The organism is Brevibacterium album DSM 18261 (assembly GCF_000426445.1).
Taxonomy (GTDB): domain Bacteria; phylum Actinomycetota; class Actinomycetes; order Actinomycetales; family Brevibacteriaceae; genus Brevibacterium; species Brevibacterium album.
On sequence record NZ_AUFJ01000009.1, the window covers coordinates 539,591 to 561,873 of the forward strand.

Here is a 22,283-nt window from a genome sequence, read left to right on the forward strand (position 1 = left end):
CCCGCTGCCATGGCTTCTGCCCAGACCGACGGCAACGGCTCACAGATGTCGGAACGACCGCGGACGAGGATCGGAGGCGGTCTCTGGCGGCAGGCGCTGTACCGGGTCCTCCGCAGCAAGTCCGCGATCCTCGGCCTCGCCCTCATCACCGCCTTCATCGCCGTTGCCGTCTTCGCCCCTTGGATCGCTCCCTTTCGTCCCGGCGACAACTCGTGGCTCGACCAGGTGCGCCCGGGACAGTACCCGGGCCCGTCGGCCGAGCACTGGCTGGGCATCGATCCTCAAGGGCGGGACGTGTTCTCGCGTCTGGTCTACGGCACCAGGCAGTCGCTGCTCATCGGTGTGGTGTCGGTTCTGCTCGGCGGTTCGGTCGGCGTGACGCTTGGCATACTTGCCGGCGCATTCGGCGGTTGGGTGGATGCCATCGTCATGCGCATCGTTGACATCATGCTCGCCGTCCCCAGCCTGCTCATGGCGATCGCCGTGGCCGCTGTGCTGGGTCCTTCCCTCACCTCGGTGATGGTCGCCATCGCGGTGACGAGCGTACCCATCTTCGCAAGGCTCCTGCGGGGGCAGATGCTGGGGCAGCGGGCAAGCGACTACGTGCTCGCGGCACGAGCGGCCGGGCTCAGGCGCAGCACGATCATCTTCAGCCATGTTCTGCCCAACTCCGTCACCCCCGTTCTCGTTCAGGGAACTCTCTACCTCTCCATCGCAATCATCGATGCGGCCGGTCTGGCATTCCTCGGACTGTCCAGTCCGGATCCCAGCACTCCTGAATGGGGCCGCATGCTCACAGACGCTCAGGACGCACTCGCCACCGCACCGCTGTTGGCCATGGCACCGGGCGCAGCCATCGTCCTCGCCGCTCTGGGGTTCACCCTGCTCGGAGAGCAGATGCGTGAGGCACTGGACCCGAAGTACCACCGATAGGGAATCGATATGGCACTCCTCGAAATCAGAGATCTCCGCATCAGCTTCATGCGCCGAGGGCGTCCTCCGGTCCGAGCCGTCGACGGGCTCGATCTCGACGTGGACGGCGGACAGACGGTGGGCCTCGTCGGTGAATCCGGATGCGGCAAATCGATCACGTCGCTCTCCGTCCTCGGGCTCCTGCCCAAGAGAGGGGTCGAGGTCAGCGGCAGCATCAGATACGACGGGATCGAACTGCTCAGCCTGAACGACGACGCCCGACGCAGCATCCGCGGCCGGGAGATTTCGATGATCTTCCAGGATCCGATGACCTCGCTCAATCCCGTCGTGCGGATCGGCGTGCAGATCACGGAACCCCTGCGTCGGCACAAGGGGATGACGAAGGGGGCTGCCATGGATGCAGCAGAGCGCCTGCTCAGGAGAGTCGGCATCCCCGCCCCCAGACAACGGCTGGGGGAGTTTCCCCATCAGCTGTCGGGTGGGATGCGGCAGCGGGTCCTCATCGCCATCGCCCTCGCATGCGGTCCCCGTATGCTCATTGCTGACGAGCCGACGACAGCTCTCGACGTCACCGTGCAGGCACAGATCCTCGACCTGCTCAAGGAACAGGTCGTGGAGAGCGGAACCGCCCTCATGATGATCACCCACGACATGGGCGTTGTCGCAGAGCTGTGCGACCACGTGACCGTGATGTACGCGGGTCGCGCAGTCGAAGCCGGGAACGTGCGGGATCTCTTCGCCCATCCCACCCACCGCTACACCGCCGGGCTGCTCGCCGCCATGCCCCGCCTCGAGACACCGCGGGACGCACCGCTCAATCCAATTCCCGGCAGCGCCGATCAGAAGCTCCCATGGGATGACGGATGCGCCTTCATGCCCCGCTGCGCCGCCGCGACTGCCGCATGCGGCCGAGGACTTCCACCGATGCAGTCCACGGGATGGAACGCGGTCGGAGGAGGTCTCGACGAAGAGCATCTCCATCGGTGCCTGAACCCCGCCCCCGCCCTCGCGAAGAAAGCGATGACGCCATGAACCTCCTGACCGTCCGCGACCTCAAAGTTCATTTCCCCATCATGCGCGGAGTGATCCGGCACCGGCAGGTGGGCACTGTCAAAGCCGTCGACGGTGTCGACCTCGATATCCGGGCCACCAGCACATACGGCCTGGTCGGCGAGTCAGGCTGCGGAAAATCGACACTCGGGCGAGCACTCCTGCGGCTCGTCGAGCCGACTTCCGGCAGCGTGCACCTGGACGGAACCGACATCCTGAGCCTCAGGGAAGAACCGCTGCGGCGAATGCGCTCTCGTATGCAGATGGTCTTCCAGGATCCCATGGCGAGCCTCAATCCTCGGCAGAGCGTGTACGCGACGCTCACAGAGCCTCTCGCAGCACACGGGATCACGATGTCAGCACATCAGCGACAGCTGCATGTGCGAGAGCTCCTCGATTCGGTAGGCCTCCCAGCCGACGCTGCGGACAAGTACCCGCACGAGTTCTCCGGTGGTCAGCGGCAGCGCATCGGAATCGCACGAGCGATCACTCTCAAACCTGATCTCCTCATCGCGGACGAACCGGTTTCGGCACTCGACGTATCTGTGCAGGCGCAAGTCATCAACCTGCTCGAGGAGCTGCAGGAACAGCTCCAGCTCACCTTCATCGTCATCGCCCACGACCTCGCCGTCGTCAGGCACATCAGCGAAACAGTCGGAGTGATGTATCTGGGCGGGATCGTCGAAGAAGGGGCTGCCGACGACCTCTACGTCCAGCCGATGCACCCCTATACGATCTCCTTGCTGTCGGCGGTCCCGATCCCCGATCCGGTCGCCGCCGATCGCCCGGAGCGGATCGTTCTCAGAGGCGACCTGCCGTCGCCGGCCGATCCGCCTTCGGGGTGCCGCTTCAACACCCGCTGCCCGTTCCGCCAGGAAACACGGTGCGGTGACGAACGGCCTGAGCTTCGCGAGGTGGCGCCGGATCACAAGGTTGCCTGCCATTACGCCGAGGCGATCCTCACCGGGGAGATCACTCCGCGTGTCGAGAGCCGCACGACCGTTCTCACGGGAGAAGGCCGCACCTCACCGCAGTGACTCCCGAAGTCCCCGGGGCGGCAAGCGTGCCGCCCCGGGGACTGTTCGCCGCCGGACGACACGTCCTGAGAACCGCGATCTGCACGATGCCTTCTCCTGCGGCAACGCGCAGAGGCCCATGCGTTCAGACCATTTCCCCGGACGGATCGTAGACGAACCGACCCGCGACCGCAGTTGCGGTGACGTCGATTTCCCTGATGCGATGGGAATCCACTGCGGTGGGATCGTGGGACAGCACCGCAAAGTCCGCGGCCATTCCAGGCTCCAGTGTGCCGACCCAGCCGTCCATATGAGCCGCATAGGCAGATCCGTGGGCATAGGCGCGCAGTGCCTGTTGCGCGGTGACTCCCTCATGATCGCCGAAGGCTGTTCCGCGGTCCGTTCGCCGGTTCACCATATCGTGAATGCCGCGCAGCGGATCGCCCTCTGTGCAGGGGCGATCGGAGCTGCCTGCAACTGTCAGACCACGGTCCAGATAGGAGCGCATGCGGTAGGTGCGACGCAGCTGGTCGTCGTCGAGCAGATCCCTCAGCCCCTCCCCCACGACCCCAACGAACCGTCCCTGCGGCGATGGCACGACGCCCAGCCGGGCCATCCGCTCCACCGCCTGCTCGCTCGTGACGGAGCAGTGTTCGATCCGATGGCGGACATCCCCCCGAGGGGAAGACTGCTGTGCTTCCTCGAAGCAGTCCAGCACGAAGTCGATCGCCGCATCGCCCTGTGCATGGACTGCGATCTGCCATCCGGCACGGTGTGCACCGAGAATCCTCCGGCTGACCTCGTTACGGTCGTAGAGTCCTTCCCGGTCCGCGAATGCGCCGTTCGGATATCCGCCGTTGAGTTCGGCGGTGCCGGCGAGGATCGATCCATCAGTGAAAAACTTCACCGGTCCCAGCCGCAGCCATTCGTCCCCGAATCCCGAGCGCATCCCTAGGTCGATCCCCATGGCCTCCTGCCCGCCCCTGTCTTGCCGAAGAGGGTGGAGAGCCGCGAACGACGGCATGAGGGTCGTGCGCACCAGCAGGTCGCCTGTCTCCCTCGCACGCTGGTACGCCCCCGCCTCCGCCTCTCCGTACCCCACGAGCCCAGCCCCGACACCAGCTTCCTGAACAGCAGTGATGCCTTCGGCAACATAGTTCCGATGAGCTCGGCCGATTGCATTCACGATGTCGTCGCCGCTGTAGGGCTGGGCCTGCTCCAACACGCATGCATGGGCGTGCTCCTCGAGCAGTCCCGACAGTCCGCCGTGCGCGTCGGTGGGAAGCGCTTCAAACTTCTCGAGTTCACGTCGGTTCAGGAGCTCGAGCACACGAGAGTTCACAACCGAAGCATGGCCTGACGAGGCGATGAGCCAGACCGGATGCTCAGGCGCAATCCGGTCGAGTTCAGCCAGCGTCGGCAGCGCTCGCCCGGCGCCCATCGGAGACAAACCGCTCCCGATCACCCAGCGGCCCCGAGGAGTCCGGTCTGCCGCCGCCCTCACGAGACTGAGTACGTCATCGACGGATGCGACCGAACGAAGCGGGATGCCGGCGAGCGAGGTTCCGTACCACGATGTGTGACAGTGCGCATCATGGAACCCTGGCACCACCGTCCGGCCTTCCAGATCGATGCTTCTGCAACCATGGAGCGGCTCGTCAGACACCGCAGCAATGCGCCCATCCTTTACCGCCAGGGACCGCGCCCGGGTCTCCGCAGCGTCTCCGACGAGCACAGTGGCATTGCGCAGAACATAATCGCACTCCACCGAAAGCCCCCTCAAAGCCCGTCCGCCTCTGCCCCGCAGCAGGGCCCCTCAGAAGAGGCCTCGCCGGGCGCGTCCGCCACGGAGAGTCGGCAGAAGCACGATGCGGAGATCGTCACATCGGAGCGCGCCGAGGCGAGGCGGAGCTGCTGCCCGATGATCGCCGCCTCGCCCGTCCTGCCCAGCCGAGTGAGGCACTCGTGATAGCCGTGGAGGCTCCACACATTGCCAGGGTGCTGATGCGAGCGCGGCACCGTGTCGTCGAGCCCGAGGTCGGCCCGGTAGACAGCGGCCGCCTCCTCGACGCGCCCCTGTTCGAGGAGCAGAGCGCCGTAGGCGTGCCGCGTGGGCTGCATCCACCCCCACGGCTCGTCGTACGGGAGGCCGTCGTCCAGGTCGATCGACCGGCGGAGCGCAGCGAACGCCCTGTCGCAGTCGCCTCGGCGGTACTCCAGCTCGCCCTCGAGCATGGCCGCCGCGACTGCGAGGATGTCGCGGCAGGTGTTGTTGAAGAGCATGCGCGATTCCGGCACGCGTGCGGCGGCCGCGGTGAACAGCTTCCGCTCCGCGGCGGCCGCGTCCACCTGTCCCGTCGCCGCGTATGCCACCGCTTTCGCGTAGTGCATCATCGCGGTCGTCACGCAGTACAGCTCGGGGTCGCGCGGCAGCTCCGCGTCGAGGATCGACTGCCATTCCCCGAACCGGATGAGGACGTGCATCCGCATGGGGAGGAAGCCCTCGAGCCAGTCCGCCATCGGCGGGACCTCCTCGCGGAGCAGCACCTCGGGCACCGCACGCTCGAGCCGCTCGCAGGTCTCGAGTGCCACCGCCCGCTGGCCGAGGAACATCGCCCCGTAGATCCTGAAGTGGTAGTCGTGGCACCGGTAGAGCGTGTAGAAGTTCATCGCCCCGGCACGGGCGGCGTACTTCTCGTCCGCCTCGATGGCGCGGGAGTTCGATGAGATGACGCGCTCGTAGTCACCGCACAGGACGTCCAGGTGGGTGGGCATGTGCTGGAGGTGGCCGGAGTCCGGGACGAGATCGCGCAACGCATCCGCGTACGGGAGCGCCTGCTCCGGCACGGCCGACATCTCCATGAGGTGGATGTACATGTGGAGCACTCCCGGGTGCTCCCGGCCACCCGCAAGGGAGAGCGCGTGGTCGAGGACCGCCCGCGCCTCGACCGCGTGCGAGCCCGGGGCGGGCTCTCCCGTCCGCTGGTCCCACAGCTCCCACGGGGTCACGTTCATGAGCGCATCGGCGAACAGCGCGGCGACGTCGAGGTCATCGCGGTGGGCCTCGTGCACACCCCGCATCGCCTCCACATAGCCGGAGTTCCAGATGGAGCAGTCCTCGACCGCCTCGGCCTGCGGATACCGGTGGCGGAGGGCCTCGATGAGGCCCCGCTCGGCGCTCGTGAGCCCGCCCGCGCCCGCTGCGGCGCGGTTCACGGCCGCGAACGCCCGCTCGAGGGACGTCGCGAGATCCACGGGGTCGAAATCCTGCCACGGCTTGTTGTAGTTGGGGCCGAGGGAATAGGCGATGCCCCAGTGCGCCATCGCCAGGTCGGGATCATGCTCGAGCGCCCGTTCGAAGCAGACGACGGCCTCTTCATGGTTGAAGCCATAGCTCCAGACGAGCCCACGGTCGAACCAGAGCTGCGCCGCCTCGCTGTCGGTCGTGACCGGGCGCGAATGGGACCCGAGGTCGTAGTAGTCATCGGCGCTCACAGTCACTGCGAAGGCTCTCCTTCCTACGACTCAGGAACCGCATCGAACATTCTCATCGCGAGCCCTCCATGAGCACCAGCCGCTCCGGCACGCAGTGCGGCGGCAACCAGAATCACCTCGGAAAGCTCCGCCTTCGACGCTCCCGCCTTCTTCGCACCTGCGACATGGTCCTCCATGCAATAGACGCACTGCGTCATGTGCGCGCAGGCGACAGCAATGAGCTCACGATACTTGCGCGGCACTGCACCATCTTCGATGCCGACTATCGCGTCAAGCCCCATCCAGGCAGCGAACTCGCGAGGCGCCGCCTTCCTCAGATCGCGCAGACGCTTCATATCCGATGAGTCGTGGTAGTGGGACATGGGCTTCCTCCCGGGAGCAGTGCACATGGAAAGCGATGCCTGCGAAACGGTCCAATTACCCATCATCGCAGTGACCACAATCACATCCTAAGGGGGCAATCGTTAAAATTCAAGTAAAAACTTGTAATTACATTCCCGCCGCAGTGCGGCCACCCCGTCCGACCTTGCCGCCCCCTAGGCTGGTGCCATGGCGAAGACGCACCCGCACATCGACGCTCCCACGCGTGCCCAGCTGACCGAGCTCGTCCGCGACCGCCCCCAGGAGCTCGCAGAGGTCTATCTCGCCCTGCACGACCTCGTGCTCTCGGTCCTGCCGGACATCCGGCACTCGGTGGATGAGGTCGATGCGAGCATCGGCTATGCCGCCCACCAGTACGGGTACAACGGGTGGGGGATGGCCGCCCTGACCCCCTACAGCCGGTGGGTGTCGCTCACCCTCCTGCACGGGTCGCAGCTGGAGGACCCCGCCGGCCTGCTGGTGGGAAGCACCATGATGCGCCACGTGAAGCTCTCGCGACCCGCCGAGGTGGAGGACGACGCTCCCGCGATCAGCGCCCTGCTGCGCGCGGCCGCCACCCTGCACTCATAGTCCTCGCCGCCGCGGCGGGCATGCCGGCCGCAGGAAGGCGGAGCTCCCGAGCGGGGGCCTCGGGCGCCCCGGCGGCGAGGGCGTCGAGGCCGCACAGATAGCGCGCGAACCCGCCTGGGGCCCGGCCCTCCCGCCGCGCGGATGTGACGACCCTGACGGTGTCCGTCGCGACCCAGGGAACTCCGGCCGCCTGCAGCCGCCGCACCGTGTCCACGTCCTCGGAGACGGGCAGCGGGCTGAAGCCGCCCACGGCCCGCAGCCGGTTGAGCCGCACCCCCAGATTGGCTCCGTGCACCGCGCTGTGTCCCTCCTCCAGCCGGTGCCGGGCGTGCCAGAGGCCGTACGACGGCGAGTCCGGGTCCTCCTCGGGGACGACCGTGCCGATCACGAGGTCCGCCCCCTCGGCGGCGAGCGCCGCCTGCCGGGTGAGCCAGTGAGCGGGCACCCGGGAATCCGCATCGGTGTGGGACGTCCAGATCCTCTCCGCGGGGAGGTCCGGCAGCTGTGCCGCGGCCTCGCGGACACCGGCGCTGCGCACCGCGCCGAGGTGCGGGAAGATGCCCTCGATGACCCGGAGCAGGAGGTGCGGATGCCTCTCCGCCGCCTCGGCGGCCACGCGCGCGCTCGCATCGGCGCAGCGGTCGAGCACCGTGACCACCAGGACCCGCTGTTCGCAGGCGGCGACGGCCGCGGCGAGCGAGCGCAGGCAGTCCCCGAGCAGCTCCTCCTCGTCGTGCACCGGCACGACCACCGCGAACGCCTCGACCAGGGGCACCGTCATCTGCGCGCCTCGCCGGAACGGCCACCGGTATGGAGAATCCGGCCGCCGGAAGCGGTGCCGGAACGCACATCGCCGCCGGACGCCGCAGCGGAGGCGGTGCCGGCATGGGGTCCCCGCCCGGAGGAGACAGGGTCGGCCGGGGACTCCCGGCTCCAGACCACGAGCTCGAAATCGGCATCGGCAGCCGTGAGGACCCGGGAGAAGGGCAGCCGGCGGTCGAGCAGCCCATGGACTTCGGACGCACTCAGCGGCCAGCCCACGAGAGGGTGCCGCCAGTGGCACGCCACCACGGTGCCCGCCCCGGAACCGGCGATGCGCTCCGCCAGGCGCAGCATCCGCCTCGGGCTGAGGAAGTACCCGATCTCAGAGACGACCACGAGCCCGGGTGCCTCCTCGGGCCATTCCTCAGGCAGACGGAGGCGCCGGAGCTCCACCCTCGGGTCCGTCACGACCGCCTGCGCCCGGGCGAGGGCCGAGGCCGATTCGTCGATCGCGAGCACCCTCTCGCACCGTGCGGCGAGCTCCTGGGCGAGCATGCCCGTGGAGCACCCGAGCTCGAACGCGGTCCCGTACCCCTGCGCGGGGAGGGCTGCGAGCGTGAGCGCCCGCTTGCGCGCCTCGTACCAGCGTGTCCGGGCGCCCCAGGGATCCGCGGATGAGCGATGCAGCGGCTCGAACGGGCTCTCCTCCCCGCGCTCCGGTCTGCAGAAGATCTCGAAGGCCCGCTCGAAGTGCTCGAGGACCTCCCGGCTCAGCAGAGCCTCGTCACCGGGGGCCGGGCTCAGCTGCGCGGTCTGCGAGGTGTGGAGTGCGACGGCCCTCCGCTTGCGCTCCCGGGCCTCCGGGCTCAGGTCCAGACGGACCAGCGGGGACCGTCCAGCCAGCCCGGCGAGGTCCTCGGGAGACCCCCAGTGCCACAGCCACAGCGGCGCCTCGAGGTGCTGCGCATCCGTCCGCCACGCCGCGCTCGCCGAGGCCTCGGCCACTGCCGCGTGGTCGGGGTGCCGGTCGCCCCTCCACGTGGAGACCAGCAGGGTGTCCGCTCCCCCGGCTCCTACCAGGCGCACGAGGGCCGCCGTCAGCTCCTCCCCGCGCTCGCCGAGGCGCCCGTCGCCCAGGTCCAGCAGGTGCAGCCCCGCTCCTGGCGCCAGCACACGGACGGCCTCGGCCACCTCATGCCGGCGCAGCCCGGCGAGGCGTGCGGGCGTGTGGGTGGGCGAGTGCGGATGGGAGGCCTCGCCTCCGCTCGCGATGACGACCTCGGTCCGCAGCCCCCTCCCTGCGGCCGTCGCGAGCAGCCCGCCGGCCATGAGGGTCTCGTCATCGGGGTGGGCGGCGACCACGATGAGCCTGCCGATCCCTGAGAGGTCCAGGGCTCCGGCGGAGGCGAGCGCCGCCTGCTCCTGCCAGACGGCCTCGGGCGTCCCCGCATCCGCGTGGCTGAAGGCGTCCTCGCGCTGAGCTCCGGGGGCAGCGCCCCTCTGCGCCGTCACTGAGCGTCCCAGACCGTCGGCAGACCGGCGAGGATCCCCTCTCCCACGGAGGCGAGGTCCCGCTCGGCCTTGTGCTGGCGCAGGTACACCTGGAGGTCCGCCACCCGCCGGGCATGCTCCTCCTCCTGTGTGAGCGGGCCCGGCCCGAGCGTGTGGGCGACGGCGGTGAGGACGGTCTCGCACGCATCGTGCACGATGCAGCGCACCCGCAGCGCCGCGGGCCAGGCATGCGGGTCGGCGCCGGACCGGTCCGCCTCGTCCGCGGCCTGCGCGAGCACCGCTCCGGCGGCATGGAGCGCCGCATCGCAGCGGCCGAGGTGGAGGAGTGCGATCTGATCGGGCTCGCGCTCCCGGAGTGCGAGGCGCAGCCTCCCGGCGAGCGCGCAGGCCGCTCCCCACCACACGGCTGCCACTCCGATGCCCCCGAGGGCGAAGCCGGGGCGGGAGAGGTACCAGTCCTCGCCGCCCACTGGGAGAGCGGGCACGGAGACGAGGTCGAGCGAGACGGTCTCGACGGCGCTGAGCCCCCGCGAGACCCACCTTCCCTCTGCGGGACGCACGCCGGGATCGTCCAGCGCCACCGCGAAGAGGGTGCGTCCCCGCTCGGAGGTCCAGGCGGTGACGAGGGCGTGGGACAGCGCTCCGGCGAGGGAGCACCAGGCCTTGCGCCCGTCGAGCCGCCAGCCGCGTGCGTCGCGACGGGCGGTGAGCCGGGCGCCCGGTCCCTCTGCGGCGAAGACTCCCCAAGTGGCGTCGGCCGGCACGGCGGGGGAGAGACCCGCCTCGTGTGCCTGCGCGAGGATCGCGAGGGCGTCGAGGTGCGGTTCGAGCGTGCGGGCGGCGGTGAGGTCGATGGCTGCGACGGCCGCCATCCCCTCCCACAAGCGGCGGGTGTTCCCTCCGCCCGGCATGCCGAGCTCCCGGGCGAGCGCGGGTGCCAGGCGCAGAGCGGCCACAGGATCCCCTGCGGCGGCCTGCAGGTCCGGTGCGAAACCGGGCGGGAGGGCGGCGGAGCTCTCAGCGGTGAAACCCATCACCCGGCTCACATTAGATCACCGCGGCCGGAGATCACCGCGGCCGGAGATCACCGCGGCCGGCCGGGCGGAGCTGAGCGGATGCCCGACTCGGCGAGTGCCCGCCTCGGCACGCGCCCGGGACCGACGCCTCGACGGCTTCCGTCCCGGACCTGCGCCCGTTCTCCCTCGTGCTCTCCCTGCTGCGCTCTCCGTGCCGTGCGACAGGCGACGCTCGGTGTGCGCCCCGCCGATGCCGGTCGCCGCAGCGCCGAGGCCCCGATGCCGCGTGCGGGGGCCGGACGGTACTGTGAGCGGCATGACTCGCAGCGAGGCGCAGGACGGTGCGCGCCACGGCGCCCCCAAGCGCGAACCCCCGGGCGCCCAGCCGCGCATCGGGCCGCGCGGCTGGGCCTGGCTCGGCCTGCTCACCGTGCTCGGCTACGCCGCATTCGCCGCCGTGCAGATCCTCGTCCTCAATCCCCGTGCGGCCGCTCCGGGCAGACCGCTCGAGCAGATCCGCGCCGAGGTCGCCGCTGCCGGGGAGTCGCTGGGCGCGACCACCGCCCTCGTCATCCTCTCCGTGGGCGCGGTCCTCGCCTTCGCGGGACTCGCGTTCGCCTACGCCGCGCCCCGGCTGCGGCGCACTCCGGTGGTGCTCTACTACCTGCTGCTCCTGGTGTGCGGTGCCCCGGGATACTTCTTCGCCTCATTCTCCGCGGGCATGGCGCTCGCGGACACCTACGGGATCAGCGGCGGCGATCACTCCCCGTGGTCGTTCGCCCTCTTCGCGACGAGCGGGGCCGCACTGCTCACCGCGCTCGTCATCGTCGTCGTCACCCTCGCCGGGCGCCTGCGCCGCTGAGCAGCTTCCCACCCGAAACGCCGCTCACCGCCCACGTACGGCGGGGCGGCCAGCGGCACTTGGGGTGGGGACCTACTCCACCCGCACGCCCTGCCGCTCCCGCGCCCGCTGCGGCACGGCCAGCGACACCGCCGCCAGCACGACCACCGAGATCGGCAGCGCGACGACGACGGACGCCACCTCCTCGACGGGGCCGAACACCTCCCACGCGACCGTCGCGGCCCCCGCGGCGATCATGGACGCGATCGCACCGGCCGCACTCGCCCGCTTCCAGAACAGCGCCGCGATGACGACGGGGGTGATGGCGGCTCCGTACATCGTGTAGGCGTACATCTGCAGGGCGAGCAGCGAGGGGAAGAACTGGACCATGACGTAGCCGAGCACCGCCACTCCCGCCACGGAGAGGCGGCTGATGAGCACCTCCTGCCGCCGCGCCCGCTCCGGGTCCGCCGCCGCCTCGCGCTGCCGGCGGCCGCCCGGACGGAAGACCAGGTCGTAGACGACGTTGCCGGAGCACGTGAGCAGATACGAGGACCCCGTCGTCACGATGATCGCGAGTGCGGCCACGAGGATCACGGCACCCAGCGTCTCCGGCACGAACCCGCCCGCGGCCAGCCCGAGGATCGCCATGTCCGGGCCCGAGCCCGGGTTGAGGATGCTCGCCGAGGAGGCCAGCAGGATGATGGGCCCCACCACCAGCAGCGCTCCCACGAAGAACACGAGGATTGCCCTGAACGCGGTCGCCGCATCCTTGGCCGCGCCGATCCGCTGATGCATGTTCTGGTCGCCGAGGATCAGCAGGAACAGCGGCAGGAAGTAGCCGAGGATCTGGAGCGGACCGAGCACGCCGGTCACGGATCGGAATGCGGGGTCGAGCTGGTCGACGTAGCCGCCGATCCCGCCGAAATCGGCCGCGAAGATCCAGACGAGGGCGCTGCCCAGCCCCAGCACCACGAGAGCGGAGGAGAGGAAATCCGTCCAGGCCACGGACTTCAGCCCGCCCGAGACCGCGAGGAAGCAGATGAGGACCAGCGCGATGATCGTCCCCTGCACCTCGCTCAGCGGCGTGATGAGGCTGAGGATGTACCCCGTACCCGTGAACTGGTAGGCGCCGATGCCGATGAAGGCCACGAGCACCAGCACGGTGCCGATCACCCCGGTGGCGGGCCCGTACCGCTCCCGCAGGAGCTCCGGGACGGTGTTGAAGGAGCTCTCCCGGATGCGCCGGGACATGAACCCCAGCACGATGATGGCCGCGAAGGTGCCCAGGAAGAAGAAGATCCCGGCGAGCGGACCGTTCGTGAAGACGAAGTTCGCCCCGCCGATGATCGAGCCCGAGCCCACGAAGGTCGCCAGGAGCGTGCCGCCCAGCACGAAGGTGGGCAGCGAGCGGCCGGCCATGATGAAATCGCCGCCGTCCCGGATCGCGCTCCTCCGGGAGAACCACGCGGCGACGCCGATCATGAGCGCCAGGTAGAGGGCGAGGACGACGATGCTGGTCGCGGACATGGGGAACCTCGGCGGTCGACGGCGGAACCGGACCAGTATGGTCACGCCCCGGACGCGATTGCAAACATCTTTGCCTACTCGGCGGTGATCCCCATCTCGGGCCAGAGCCCGTCGGCCTCGCGCAGCTGGGCCTCCGCGTGCCCCCGGTCGAGGTCCGCGAGCGCATTGAGCACCGCCTGCACCGCAGCGACCGCGGGGAGGGTCGAAGGCAGGTAGCGCGAGCTCTCGCTGGGGACGGTGACGACGACCTCGGCGAGCCGGGCCGCGGGCGTCGAACGGTCAGCGACGACGATGAGCGGGACCCCGCGCTCGGCGGCGAACCGAGCCAGGCGGAAGACGATCTCCGCCGTCTTCCAGACGGTGAAGGCGATGACGGCGTCCTCGGCCCCCAGCCGACGGACCGCATTCATCTGGGTGGAGGACGGGCCCCGCGGGAAGTCGACGTCGTAGCCGAGCAGCTGTCCGTTGTGCGCCAGCACCTCGGCCGGCCCCATGTAGGTGCCGGTCGCGAGGACCACGATGCGCCGCGCGGCCCGGATCCGCTCGGCCGCCCGCACGTACGCCTCCTCGTCGAGGCCCTCGGCCATCCCCTGCAGCGTGCGGATGTCGCCGCGCACCGCCGCCCGGGGCCCGGACCGCCCCGCATTCCCCGGCTCCCCGGCGGGTGCGAGCATGGTGTCCGCCCGCAGACCGGCGAGATAGCGTCCGCGGTACTCGAGGACGAACTCGGGCCACCCCGAGCTGCCCAGGAACTGCGCCGTGCGCGTCACCGTCGCGATGTTGACGTCCGCGGCCTCCGCCATCGTCCGCACGGTCGCGAAGGCGGCCTCCTGCGGCGCGGAGCGCAGCACCGCGATCACGCGCGCGGTCGCCGGCGGCACGCTGCGCCCGGCGACCAGCGCATCGATCCAGCCGGCGAGATGCTCACCCGTCATTGCAAAGTCCTTTGCATACGCTTACCGTGACTGAAACAGGTAACAGTCCGCGAAGGAAGGGGAACGCAGTGAAGCTCGATGCCCGCGTGACCGCAGTGACGAACGTGCGCGTTCTCGACCCGGTCGCGGAGACGCTCTCCGCACCCACCACCCTCCGGTTCAACGGCGATCGTATCGCGTCGGTGGGGACGGAGCCGGGCCCCGAGGAGACGGTGCTCGACGGCGAGGGGCGCATCGCCTCGCCCGGACTCATCGACTGCCACGTGCACGTGCTCGCGAACTCGCCGGACCTCGGGAGCCTGGGCGACGAATCGCCCGCCTACCTCACCGCCTGCGCGATCCGCACGATGCAGGGGGCGCTGCGCCGCGGCTTCACGACGCTCCGCGATGCAGGCGGCGCGGACTTCGGCCTCGCCCGCGCGGCCGCGGAGGGGCTCTTCGTCTCACCGCGCCTGTTCTTCGGAGGCAAATCGCTGTCGCAGACCGGAGGCCACGCTGACATGCGCGCGCCCGGCAGCGCACTCGTGGACAACCATCAGTGCTGCCCGCACATCGGCATGGTCTGCGACGGGGTCGACGAGGTCCGGCGCGGCGCCCGCCAGCAGTTCCGCACCGGCGCCGACCACCTCAAGCTCATGCTCTCCGGCGGCGTCGCCTCGCCCACCGACAGGGTCGACTCCACCCAGTTCTCCGATTCGGAGATCATCGCCGCGGTCGAGGAGGCCCGGGCTGCGAATCGCTACGTGCTCGGCCATGCCTACACCGCCCGCGCGATCAACCGTGGCCTGCGGCTGGGCGTGCGCTCCATCGAACACGGCAACCTCCTCGACGAGGAGACGGTGCGGCTGTTCGTCGAGCACGATGCCTTCCTCGTCCCCACACTCGTGACCTACCAGCGGCTCAAGGCCGACGGCGCGCGCCTCGGCCTGCCCGCGGCGAGCCAGGCCAAGGTGGACGACGTCCTCCATGCGGGACTCGGTGCGCTGCGCCTCGCGGACCGGGGCGGGGTGAGCATCGCCTACGGCTCGGACCTCCTCGGCGAGATGTGGGAGCACCAGAGCCGGGAGTTCGAGATCCGGGCGCAGGTGCAGTCCGCCGGCGCGATCCTCCGCGGCGCCACCACGACGGCCGCCCGCCTCCTGCAGGCCGAGGGCGAGCTGGGCGTCCTCGCCGAGGGCGCGTTCGCCGATCTGGTGCTGCTGGAGGCGAACCCCCTCGACGACATCACCGTGCTCGCGCGCCCGGAGGAGACCGTCCGCAGCGTCATCAGCCGAGGCGCGCTCGTGGCGGACTGAGCGACCCACGCCGCGCCTCCCACCCGAAACGCCGCTCACCGCCCACATACGGCGGGGCGGACAGCGGCACAAGGGGTGGGAAGTCGGGGCACGAGTGCGCCGCCACCGTCGGGCTGCGCTCAGCACAGGTGTCGCGCATGCGCGACAATGGACCGCACGCGGGAAGAGCGCGCCCGGACACACGAGCGACGAGGAGGCACGGATGAGCAGCGGCACCCAGTCCGTCGACCGCGCCGCCGAGGTGCTCACCTACGTCATCCGCGCCGAGGGCCCCGTCTCCTTCACCGCGGTCACCGAGCACACGGGCCTCGCACGCTCCACCGCCTCCCGCCTCCTGCAGGCCCTCGAACGCGGCGGGCTGCTCGAACGCAACAGGGACGGGCTGTTCCGCGGCGGTGCGCTGTTCGCGGAGTACGCCTCGCGCTTCGACCGCCTCCAGACCCTCGCCGCCGCCGCGCAGCCGGAACTCGAGCGGGTCGGGGAGGAGACCTCGGAGACCGTGACCCTGGGAGTGCCGAGCGGGGACACCGTCGTCCACATCGCCCAGGTGGACTCCGCATTCGTGCTGGGGGCAGTGAGCTGGGAGAATGTCGAGGTACCGGCGCACACCTCGGCCCTGGGGAAGGTCATGTACGCATACGGCGCCCTGCCGCTGCCGCAGGGCCGACTGGCGCGTCCCACCCACCGGAGCCTGAGGACCAGGGCCGCGCTCGAGGCCGATCTGGAGGGGGTGCGACGACACGGCTGGGCCGCGACCTCCGAGGAGTTCGAGGAGGGCCTCGACGCCGTCGCGGCCCCTGTGCGCTGGCCGGACGGCACGGTCCACGCCGCCATCGGCGTCTCCGGTCCGACCCTCCGGATCGGCGGCGGGCACGAGCAGCTGGGCGCGCTCCTCACCGATGCCGCGCAGGTGCTCTCGGCCACGATCGCGCGCCGTCGCGTCCAGCACTGAGCACCCTCCCGCCCGAGCGTGCAGCCGCACGCCTCAGCCGAGCTTCGCGAGCAGCCGCTCCCGCCATTCCTCCGTCGCCGCGACCTGGTTGAAGGTGTAGACGTGCAGGCCGCTGACCTGCACCTCGGGCCCCGTCAGCCGCCCGGCCAGCTTCCGCAGATACCGCTCGGGGCTGAAGCCGCCCGGGAGCAGGAGCCGGGCGAACAGCGAGGTGTTCTTGCTCAGGAAGCGAGTGGACTCCCCCACCCCGATCGCCGAGGCGACCTTCAGCAGCCGCGCGGGGTCCACCTTCCCCGGCACCCCCACCTTCACCGGCAGCGTCTCCCCGCGCTCGCGCAGCGCACCGATCCAGTCGGCGACCACCGCCGGATCGAAGCACAGGTTGCTCACGACGCAGTCGGCGTAGGGGCGCTTGTCCGTCATCGCGGCGATGGTCTGCCGATCGGGGATGTGCGGATGCGACTCCGGGTACCCGGCGATCCCCACCTGCGCGAATGGATTGCCCAGCTCAGCGAGGTCGCGGAGCAGATCGAGCGCCGAGGCGTAGTCGCCCGCAGGCTCGGGCGCGTCACCGGCGGGCACGAACACCTCCGTGACCCCGGCCGTCGTGAGACGCTCCACGATCTCCGCGAGCTCGCTCCGGCCGGCCACCATCCGCGCGGCGATATGGGGGACCGCACGGTATCCGCGCTCCTGGAGCTGTTCGACCGTGCTCAGCATGCGCTCGAAGCCGAGGCTCACGGAGGCCGTGACGGTGACGGTGCGCCCGGCCGGCAGGCTCCCCGCGACCACATCGGCGATCCCGGACGTGGGGAGCACCTCGAACCGGGGCGCGCTCAGCAGCTCCCGGAGGAGCGCGTCCCGCTCCGGTCCTCCCCGACGACGGCCGCCTCGTCCGCGGCTGCGAGTCCGCATACCCACCTCTTCCACAGCGTCTGCATCCTCCGGAAAATCCTGTGACGAGGGTCATGGCTTCCGGCTCGCATCCAGACTACACTCGGCGCATGGGACTCCAGTTCCATGATGCAGAACTGAATAGGGCAGCAGCAGAACCACTGGATGGTGAACCTGATGAGCACTTTCGAAGAAGAAGTGAACACCCTGCTGAACGGAGGCCCGGAGGCCTCCACACCCGCACCGGGAACGGTCCCGGACGTGGGTGAGCATCCCGTCGACAACAACGTCCCGACGGTCGACCAGAGCGACCGTCTCGTCCCCATCAACCTCCGCCAGTCCGGCCCCACGCCGGTCGAGGCCCTCATCGACACCCGCGTGCGCAAGTCCCCCTACTGGGAGCTGTCCATGCAGGCCGGCTGCTGGCGGGCCTCGGTGTACAACCGCATGTACCATCCGCGCGGCTACGTCCCCCGCGAGGAGGGCGGCATGATGGCCGAGTACGAGGCCCTCGTGCACCGGGTGACGCTGTGGAACGTCGCAGTGGAGCGCCAGATCCGGGTGAAGGGCCCGGACGCCGAGGCCTTCGTGAACTTCGTCATCACCCGCGACGCCGCGAAGATCCCGCCCATGCGAGCCCGCTACGTCATCCTCTGCAACGCGGACGGCGGCATCCTCAACGATCCCGTGCTCCTGCGGATCAGCGAGGAGGAGTTCTGGTTCAGCATCTCCGACTCCGACCTGCTGCTGTGGCTGCAGGGCGTCAACGTCGCGGGGACGTATGACGTGTCCATCGCGGAGATCGACGTGGCCCCCGTGCAGATCCAGGGACCGCTGTCCGTGGACCTCATGACGGACCTGGTGGGGCCGGCCGTCGCGGCACTCCCCTCCTACGGCCTCATGTCCGCGCGGATCGCGGGCTGCGATGTCGTCATCTCGCAGACCGGGTTCAGCGGCGAGAAGGGGTACGAGATCTACCTCTACGACGCCACGCTCTACGCGGAGCAGCTGTGGAACGCGGTGCTCGCCGCCGGGGAGCGGCACGGGCTGGCCGTCGTGGCGCCCTCGCACCACCGCAGGATCGCGGCCGGCATCCTCTCCTGGGGTCAGGACATGGACGTGGAGACCCTGCCCTTCCAGGTGAACCTCGCCTACCAGGTGCCGCGGAAGAAGGAGGCGGACTACATCGGCAAGGCCGCGCTGGAGGCAGCGCGGGAGCGGATCGAGGCCGGTGATCCGCCCTTCACCCACCAGCTCGTGGGCATGCGGCTGGGAGGGAAGCCCATCGACGACTACGCCCCGGACTTCTGGCTCATCAGCGCGGAGCCCGGCGGCTCGGCGGTGGGATACGTGACCTCACCGTGGTACTCCCCCGAACTGGAGACGAACATCGCGATGGGCTACGTCCCCGTGGCGATGGCGCGGCTGGGCACACCGGTCTGGGTGCATCTGCCGGATCAGTACGCGGAGACCCCGGGCACGCCGGTCTGGGGCGAGGTGGTGGACATGCCCTTCCGCCCCTCGGCCAACCCCAACCAGCGCGAGCGGCTCAAGGAGAAGGGACTGGACTCCGCCGTCTGAGGCACCTCCTCGGGCTGTCCGCTGCCCCCGCACCCCCGCAGGCTCAGGGCCTGCGGGGGTGCGGTGCCTCTCCGGACGGGGAGGCGGGCGGCGCGTAGGCCTCGGCGACCACCTCGGCCGCACCCCGCCCGGAGAGCAGCTTCGAGACGGGGCACCGCTCGTGGGCGGCAGCGGCGAGCGCGGCGGCCTCGTCCTCCCGCATCCCTGCGAAGGAGACGTATGCCCGCGGGAGGAATTCGAAGCCCGGCCCGTCCGCGGCGCGGCGCAGGGACACCTCGACGCGGACGGCGGCCTCGCGCCCCGGGGCCACCACCCGGCAGCTCGCGGAAAGGCAGGTGGCCCAGGCGAGCGCGAGCAGCTCCTCGGGATCGGTGGTGCCGGCCCGATCTTCACTCAGCGGCGAGCTCACCCGCACGCGCGTGCCGCGCTCCGTCCAGCTCGCACCGTCAACACCCTCGCGGTTCCGGGCGACCGCCGTGTACAGCACGGGGCTGCCCGCGTCCTCCTGCTCCGCATCCATGGGACGATAGTATGCGCGCATGGTCTCAGCGCAGCGATCACTGCTCCCGGCACTGCTCATCCCCCTCATCCTGGCCCTGTCCGGGTGCGGTGACGGGACGGTGGAGGATGCCGAATCGCTCGCCGATGCCTATGTCGAGGCCGGCGGCGAATGCGAGGAGCTGCAGGTGGAGGAGGGCGGCCGGCAGCTCGACGGTCCGCCGGATCCGTGGACCGAGGTCGGAGCGTGCTTCGGCGGCAAGCAGCTCTTCACGTTCGAGGACGAGGCCGGCCGCGACATCATGATCGACGGCCTCAAGCGCGTGGCCGAGGAGGACCCCTCACAGCACCGCGGCGAGCAGGCGATGTACGGCACCAACTGGATCATCTATCCGGCGCAGATCGAGGACGAGAAGGACATCGCCAAGGACCTCGACGCCGACTTCTTCTCCCTCTCCGCCACCAGCTGACGGACCGTCGCCCCCCGCCTCCCGAGGCGTGCGCAGGCATCCGCTCCCGAAGCGTGCGCGGCTCCAGGCCCCCGAGGTGTGCGCAACGCAACGTACCGTCGGCCCGGCCCCGGACATAGGCTGAGAGCGCCCTGACAGAAGCCTGCGCACGGAGACCGCCATCACCACTCAGCCCGCCGTCGAACTCCGGGGAGTCTCGCAGCGCTTCGCGACCTCCGCCGGGACCGTCACTGCGCTCGACGATGTCTCCCTCACGATCGCCAGGCGCGAGATCTTCGGCATCCTGGGCGAGAGCGGCGCAGGCAAATCCACGCTCCTCGACCTCCTGGGCGGTCTCAGGCATCCCTCGGAGGGACAGGTCCTCGTCGACGGCACCGATCTCGCGGACCTCTCCCCCAGGCAGCTCAACCGCATGAAGCACCGGATCGGCACGGTCTTCCAGGGCTTCAACCTCCTGGGCAACCGGACCGTCCGCCAGAACATCGAGCTGCCGCTGCGCGTACAGCGCCGGAGGGACCCGGAAACCGTCACCGCCCTGCTGGATTTCGTGGGGCTGGGTCACCGGGCAGACCATCACCCCGCGCAGCTCTCCGGCGGGGAGAAGCAGCGCGTCGCGATCGCCCGCGCCCTCGTCACGCGGCCGGACGTGGTGCTGTGCGATGAGCCCACCTCGGCGCTCGACACCCGCACCACCGAGCAGGTCCTCGGTCTGCTGGCCGAGGCGCGCGACGAGTTCGGCGCCACCCTCGTCCTCGTCACGCACGAGCTCGACGCCGTCAAGGCGATCTGCGGGCGCGCCGCCGTGTTCGAGCGCGGGCGGCTGAGGGACACGCTGACCGTGGACGGGGACAGGGCCGCGCGCACGGGCAGCTATCTCGAACAGGCCCGGATCGTCCTGCAGGGGCCCGAGAGCGGACCGCCATCCGCCGAGGCCGCTGCGCCTGTGCCGGCCGAAGCCCCCGCAGCCGAGGCCGGCACCCCGGCTCCAGCCGCTGCCCCAGACACTGCCCCTGCAGCAGGAGACCGCGGATGATCGCCGTCCTCACCGAGGTGTTCACCGAGTACGGCGACAGGATCGCACAGGCGCTCCTGGAGACCGGGTACATGGTGGGCTGGGCGATCCTCGCCGCGGTCGTCCTCGGGCTGCCGCTCGGCACGCTCATCTACCTCACCCGCCGCGGCGGGCCGCTGGAGAACCGCGCCGTATGGGCGCTCGCCGATCTCTACGTCACGGTCGTCCGGTCCTTCCCCTTCCTCCTGTTCGTCGTGTTCATGATCCCGGTGACCCGCTGGGTGTTCGGCACGACCTTCGGCACCACCGCCGCCTCGTTCCCGCTGGCCTTCGTCGCAGTGGCGATCTACGCCCGCCTCGTCGAGCAGATCCTCCTCGAGGTGCCCAGCGGCATCGTGAGGGCGGCGCAGGCCATGGGCGCGAGCACCGTCCAGACCGTCACGCGCTTCCTCTTCGTCGAGGCGCGCTCGGGGCTCGTGTACGCGCTCACCTCGGCCACCATCAGCTTCGTGTCCTATTCGACGGTGCTGGGCGTGGTGGGCGGGGGCGGCGTGGGCGACTTCGCCCTGCGCTACGGCTACCAGGAGTACCAGTTCGCCCTCATGTACGTGACGATCGTGCTCATCATCGCCTGCGTGCTGGTGCTCCAGGCGGCGGGACACATGCTCTCGCGGACGCTCGACAAACGATGAGACCCCACACACACCGAGACCCCAGCACAGAGGAGACCCCATGACCATCCGCACCCTCTCCCCCGCAGCCGCACTCGCCTCGGCGGCGCTCGTCCTCACCGGCTGTGCCGGGGGCGGGCCGGGAGACGGCGACACCGCGCTCACGGTCGCCGCGGCCACTCCGCCCATGACGGACGTGGTCGAGGCTGCGGCCGAGGCGATCGGCGACGGCTACACCATCGAGATGGTCGAGGTCGCGGACTACGTCCAGCCCAATGTCATGCTCGAGGCCGGCGAGCTCGATGCGAACTTCGTGCAGCACGTGCCGTTCATGGAGGAGTTCAACGCGGCCAACGGCGCCTCCCTCGTGGGGGTGCAGCCGGTGTACCTCACGGCGGTGGCCTTCTACTCGAAGGACCTCACGGACATCCAGGACCTGCCGGAGGACGGGCGCGTGACGCTGCCGGCGGATGCCTCGAACACCGGCCGTGCGCTGCAGATGCTCGCGGACGAGGGGCTCATCACCCTGGCCGAGGGCACCGAGCGCTTCGGGGCCGCACTCGAGGACGTCGCGGAGAACCCCCGCAACCTCCAGTTCACGCAGGTCGACCTCCTGCAGCTCAACGCCGCCTACGAGGAGGCCGACGCCGTCTTCAACCTGCCTGCCTTCGCCGGTCAGATCGACCTCAGCCCGTTCGAGGACGGACTCGTGGTCGAGGAGGACCCGCAGTTCGCGGTCACCCTCGTCACCCGCGCGGACGATGCCGACTCGCCGGAGACCGCCGCGCTCAGGGAGGCCTTCACGAGCGAGGAGGTCCGCCGGGTGCTCGAGGACGAGTTCAACACCCACACCGCGTTCTGAGGGCGGC

At 70.1% G+C, this 22,283-nt stretch carries 22 protein-coding genes; 12 read left to right on the forward strand and 10 right to left on the reverse strand.

Annotation, left to right across the window (positions count from 1 at the left end; genetic code table 11):
- Nucleotides 1-9: 9 nt before the first annotated feature.
- From K318_RS0102510 to K318_RS18840, 3 genes are read left to right on the forward strand one after another with little or no spacing between them, the layout of a single operon-like run.
- Nucleotides 10-933 carry an ABC transporter permease gene (locus K318_RS0102510; protein ID WP_035280189.1) on the forward strand — a complete coding sequence of 308 codons (924 nt, stop codon included), beginning with the start codon at nucleotides 10-12 and terminating at the stop codon, nucleotides 931-933.
- 9 nt (nucleotides 934-942) lie between these two features.
- A complete protein-coding gene (locus tag K318_RS0102515) occupies nucleotides 943-1,965 on the forward strand; it encodes an ABC transporter ATP-binding protein (protein WP_029088306.1) in 1,023 nt (340 codons plus the stop codon).
- Nucleotides 1,962-3,020 carry an ABC transporter ATP-binding protein gene (locus tag K318_RS18840; protein WP_035280191.1) on the forward strand — a complete coding sequence of 353 codons (1,059 nt, stop codon included), beginning with the start codon at nucleotides 1,962-1,964 and terminating at the stop codon, nucleotides 3,018-3,020. Before K318_RS0102515 ends, K318_RS18840 begins: the two co-directional genes overlap by 4 nt.
- A 124-nt stretch (nucleotides 3,021-3,144) precedes the next feature.
- Here the strand turns inward: K318_RS18840 and K318_RS24160 are convergent, their stop codons facing one another.
- The 3 genes from K318_RS24160 to K318_RS0102535 form a co-directional block, all read right to left on the reverse strand.
- Complete coding sequence (locus K318_RS24160; RefSeq protein ID WP_169721435.1) at nucleotides 3,145-4,665, reverse strand: amidohydrolase; 1,521 nt, start codon at nucleotides 4,663-4,665, stop codon at nucleotides 3,145-3,147.
- A gap of 113 nt (nucleotides 4,666-4,778) precedes the next feature.
- Nucleotides 4,779-6,500 carry a tetratricopeptide repeat protein gene (locus tag K318_RS0102530; RefSeq protein WP_029088308.1) on the reverse strand — a complete coding sequence of 574 codons (1,722 nt, stop codon included), beginning with the start codon at nucleotides 6,498-6,500 and terminating at the stop codon, nucleotides 4,779-4,781.
- Nucleotides 6,501-6,517: 17 nt separating this feature from the next.
- The gene (locus K318_RS0102535) at nucleotides 6,518-6,856 is read right to left on the reverse strand and encodes a carboxymuconolactone decarboxylase family protein (protein ID WP_029088309.1); all 339 of its coding nucleotides are present in this window, start codon (nucleotides 6,854-6,856) and stop codon (nucleotides 6,518-6,520) included.
- Between the two features lie 187 nt (nucleotides 6,857-7,043).
- Between K318_RS0102535 and K318_RS0102540 the strand changes: the two genes are divergently transcribed.
- The gene (locus K318_RS0102540; protein WP_029088310.1) at nucleotides 7,044-7,445 is read left to right on the forward strand and encodes a DUF1801 domain-containing protein; all 402 of its coding nucleotides are present in this window, start codon (nucleotides 7,044-7,046) and stop codon (nucleotides 7,443-7,445) included.
- Here the strand turns inward: K318_RS0102540 and K318_RS18845 are convergent.
- From K318_RS18845 to K318_RS18855, 3 genes are read right to left on the reverse strand one after another with little or no spacing between them, the layout of a single operon-like run.
- The gene (locus K318_RS18845) at nucleotides 7,405-8,226 is read right to left on the reverse strand and encodes a glycosyltransferase family 2 protein (protein ID WP_051297361.1); all 822 of its coding nucleotides are present in this window, start codon (nucleotides 8,224-8,226) and stop codon (nucleotides 7,405-7,407) included. The genes K318_RS0102540 and K318_RS18845 overlap by 41 nt on opposite strands.
- A complete protein-coding gene (locus tag K318_RS18850) occupies nucleotides 8,223-9,719 on the reverse strand; it encodes a bifunctional PIG-L family deacetylase/class I SAM-dependent methyltransferase (protein ID WP_051297363.1) in 1,497 nt (498 codons plus the stop codon). The genes K318_RS18845 and K318_RS18850 overlap by 4 nt, the downstream gene beginning before the upstream one ends.
- Nucleotides 9,716-10,753 carry an acyl-CoA dehydrogenase family protein gene (locus K318_RS18855; RefSeq protein ID WP_035280194.1) on the reverse strand — a complete coding sequence of 346 codons (1,038 nt, stop codon included), beginning with the start codon at nucleotides 10,751-10,753 and terminating at the stop codon, nucleotides 9,716-9,718. Before K318_RS18855 ends, K318_RS18850 begins: the two co-directional genes overlap by 4 nt.
- 298 nt (nucleotides 10,754-11,051) lie before the next feature.
- On the opposite strand from K318_RS18855, the gene K318_RS0102560 reads away from it, so the two are divergent.
- Complete coding sequence (locus K318_RS0102560) at nucleotides 11,052-11,597, forward strand: hypothetical protein (RefSeq protein WP_084499524.1); 546 nt, start codon at nucleotides 11,052-11,054, stop codon at nucleotides 11,595-11,597.
- Nucleotides 11,598-11,669: 72 nt separating this feature from the next.
- Here the strand turns inward: K318_RS0102560 and K318_RS18860 are convergent, their stop codons facing one another.
- Nucleotides 11,670-13,106 carry a sodium:solute symporter family protein gene (locus K318_RS18860; protein WP_051297365.1) on the reverse strand — a complete coding sequence of 479 codons (1,437 nt, stop codon included), beginning with the start codon at nucleotides 13,104-13,106 and terminating at the stop codon, nucleotides 11,670-11,672.
- Between the two features lie 74 nt (nucleotides 13,107-13,180).
- Entirely contained in the window at nucleotides 13,181-14,041 is an 861-nt protein-coding gene (locus tag K318_RS0102570; protein ID WP_029088312.1) for a MurR/RpiR family transcriptional regulator, read from the reverse strand.
- Between the two features lie 68 nt (nucleotides 14,042-14,109).
- On the opposite strand from K318_RS0102570, the gene K318_RS0102575 reads away from it, so the two are divergent.
- Both K318_RS0102575 and K318_RS0102580 read left to right on the forward strand, forming a co-directional pair.
- Entirely contained in the window at nucleotides 14,110-15,336 is a 1,227-nt protein-coding gene (locus K318_RS0102575; RefSeq protein WP_051297368.1) for a metal-dependent hydrolase family protein, read from the forward strand.
- A gap of 202 nt (nucleotides 15,337-15,538) precedes the next feature.
- Nucleotides 15,539-16,288 (forward strand): IclR family transcriptional regulator, encoded by a 750-nt coding sequence (locus tag K318_RS0102580; protein WP_029088314.1) that lies wholly within the window; start codon nucleotides 15,539-15,541, stop codon nucleotides 16,286-16,288.
- 33 nt (nucleotides 16,289-16,321) lie between these two features.
- On the opposite strand, the gene K318_RS0102585 is transcribed toward K318_RS0102580, so the two are convergent.
- Nucleotides 16,322-17,203 (reverse strand): methylenetetrahydrofolate reductase, encoded by an 882-nt coding sequence (locus K318_RS0102585; protein WP_051297371.1) that lies wholly within the window; start codon nucleotides 17,201-17,203, stop codon nucleotides 16,322-16,324.
- A gap of 156 nt (nucleotides 17,204-17,359) precedes the next feature.
- Here K318_RS0102585 and K318_RS0102590 point away from each other — a divergent pair, with 156 nt between their 5' ends.
- Nucleotides 17,360-18,763: a glycine cleavage T C-terminal barrel domain-containing protein gene (locus K318_RS0102590; protein WP_084499663.1), complete on the forward strand. Its 1,404-nt coding sequence runs from the start codon at nucleotides 17,360-17,362 to the stop codon at nucleotides 18,761-18,763.
- Nucleotides 18,764-18,806: 43 nt separating this feature from the next.
- Here the strand turns inward: K318_RS0102590 and K318_RS18865 are convergent, their stop codons facing one another.
- Entirely contained in the window at nucleotides 18,807-19,283 is a 477-nt protein-coding gene (locus K318_RS18865) for an OsmC family protein (RefSeq protein ID WP_169721436.1), read from the reverse strand.
- Between the two features lie 19 nt (nucleotides 19,284-19,302).
- On the opposite strand from K318_RS18865, the gene K318_RS0102600 reads away from it, so the two are divergent.
- The 4 genes from K318_RS0102600 to K318_RS0102615 all read left to right on the forward strand — a co-directional run bounded on the left by K318_RS0102600 (nucleotide 19,303) and on the right by K318_RS0102615 (nucleotide 22,276).
- A complete protein-coding gene (locus K318_RS0102600; RefSeq protein ID WP_029088317.1) occupies nucleotides 19,303-19,731 on the forward strand; it encodes a hypothetical protein in 429 nt (142 codons plus the stop codon).
- Between the two features lie 160 nt (nucleotides 19,732-19,891).
- Complete coding sequence (locus tag K318_RS18870; RefSeq protein ID WP_084499527.1) at nucleotides 19,892-20,764, forward strand: methionine ABC transporter ATP-binding protein; 873 nt, start codon at nucleotides 19,892-19,894, stop codon at nucleotides 20,762-20,764.
- Entirely contained in the window at nucleotides 20,761-21,435 is a 675-nt protein-coding gene (locus K318_RS0102610; protein ID WP_029088318.1) for a methionine ABC transporter permease, read from the forward strand. The genes K318_RS18870 and K318_RS0102610 overlap by 4 nt, the downstream gene beginning before the upstream one ends.
- 40 nt (nucleotides 21,436-21,475) lie before the next feature.
- Nucleotides 21,476-22,276, forward strand: coding sequence for a MetQ/NlpA family ABC transporter substrate-binding protein (locus K318_RS0102615; RefSeq protein ID WP_029088319.1), 801 nt, complete (start codon nucleotides 21,476-21,478; stop codon nucleotides 22,274-22,276).
- Nucleotides 22,277-22,283 lie beyond the last annotated feature (7 nt).

What these genes read in the sequence shown, in the direction of transcription:
- K318_RS0102540 (WP_029088310.1), top strand. Translation starts at nt 7,044, where the DNA reads ATGGCGAAGACGCACCCGCACATCGACGCTCCCACGCGTGCCCAGCTG.
- K318_RS0102615 (WP_029088319.1), top strand. Translation starts at nt 21,476, where the DNA reads ATGACCATCCGCACCCTCTCCCCCGCAGCCGCACTCGCCTCGGCGGCG.
- K318_RS18865 (WP_169721436.1), bottom strand. Translation starts at nt 19,283, where the DNA reads ATGGATGCGGAGCAGGAGGACGCGGGCAGCCCCGTGCTGTACACGGCG.
- K318_RS0102580 (WP_029088314.1), top strand. Translation starts at nt 15,539, where the DNA reads ATGAGCAGCGGCACCCAGTCCGTCGACCGCGCCGCCGAGGTGCTCACC.
- K318_RS0102590 (WP_084499663.1), top strand. Translation starts at nt 17,360, where the DNA reads ATGAGCACTTTCGAAGAAGAAGTGAACACCCTGCTGAACGGAGGCCCG.
- K318_RS18860 (WP_051297365.1), bottom strand. Translation starts at nt 13,106, where the DNA reads ATGTCCGCGACCAGCATCGTCGTCCTCGCCCTCTACCTGGCGCTCATG.
- K318_RS0102535 (WP_029088309.1), bottom strand. Translation starts at nt 6,856, where the DNA reads ATGTCCCACTACCACGACTCATCGGATATGAAGCGTCTGCGCGATCTG.
- K318_RS0102570 (WP_029088312.1), bottom strand. Translation starts at nt 14,041, where the DNA reads ATGACGGGTGAGCATCTCGCCGGCTGGATCGATGCGCTGGTCGCCGGG.
- K318_RS0102560 (WP_084499524.1), top strand. Translation starts at nt 11,052, where the DNA reads ATGACTCGCAGCGAGGCGCAGGACGGTGCGCGCCACGGCGCCCCCAAG.
- K318_RS0102515 (WP_029088306.1), top strand. Translation starts at nt 943, where the DNA reads ATGGCACTCCTCGAAATCAGAGATCTCCGCATCAGCTTCATGCGCCGA.
- K318_RS0102600 (WP_029088317.1), top strand. Translation starts at nt 19,303, where the DNA reads ATGGTCTCAGCGCAGCGATCACTGCTCCCGGCACTGCTCATCCCCCTC.
- K318_RS0102585 (WP_051297371.1), bottom strand. Translation starts at nt 17,203, where the DNA reads ATGCGGACTCGCAGCCGCGGACGAGGCGGCCGTCGTCGGGGAGGACCG.
- K318_RS18845 (WP_051297361.1), bottom strand. Translation starts at nt 8,226, where the DNA reads ATGACGGTGCCCCTGGTCGAGGCGTTCGCGGTGGTCGTGCCGGTGCAC.
- K318_RS18840 (WP_035280191.1), top strand. Translation starts at nt 1,962, where the DNA reads ATGAACCTCCTGACCGTCCGCGACCTCAAAGTTCATTTCCCCATCATG.
- K318_RS0102610 (WP_029088318.1), top strand. Translation starts at nt 20,761, where the DNA reads ATGATCGCCGTCCTCACCGAGGTGTTCACCGAGTACGGCGACAGGATC.
- K318_RS0102510 (WP_035280189.1), top strand. Translation starts at nt 10, where the DNA reads ATGGCTTCTGCCCAGACCGACGGCAACGGCTCACAGATGTCGGAACGA.
- K318_RS18855 (WP_035280194.1), bottom strand. Translation starts at nt 10,753, where the DNA reads ATGGGTTTCACCGCTGAGAGCTCCGCCGCCCTCCCGCCCGGTTTCGCA.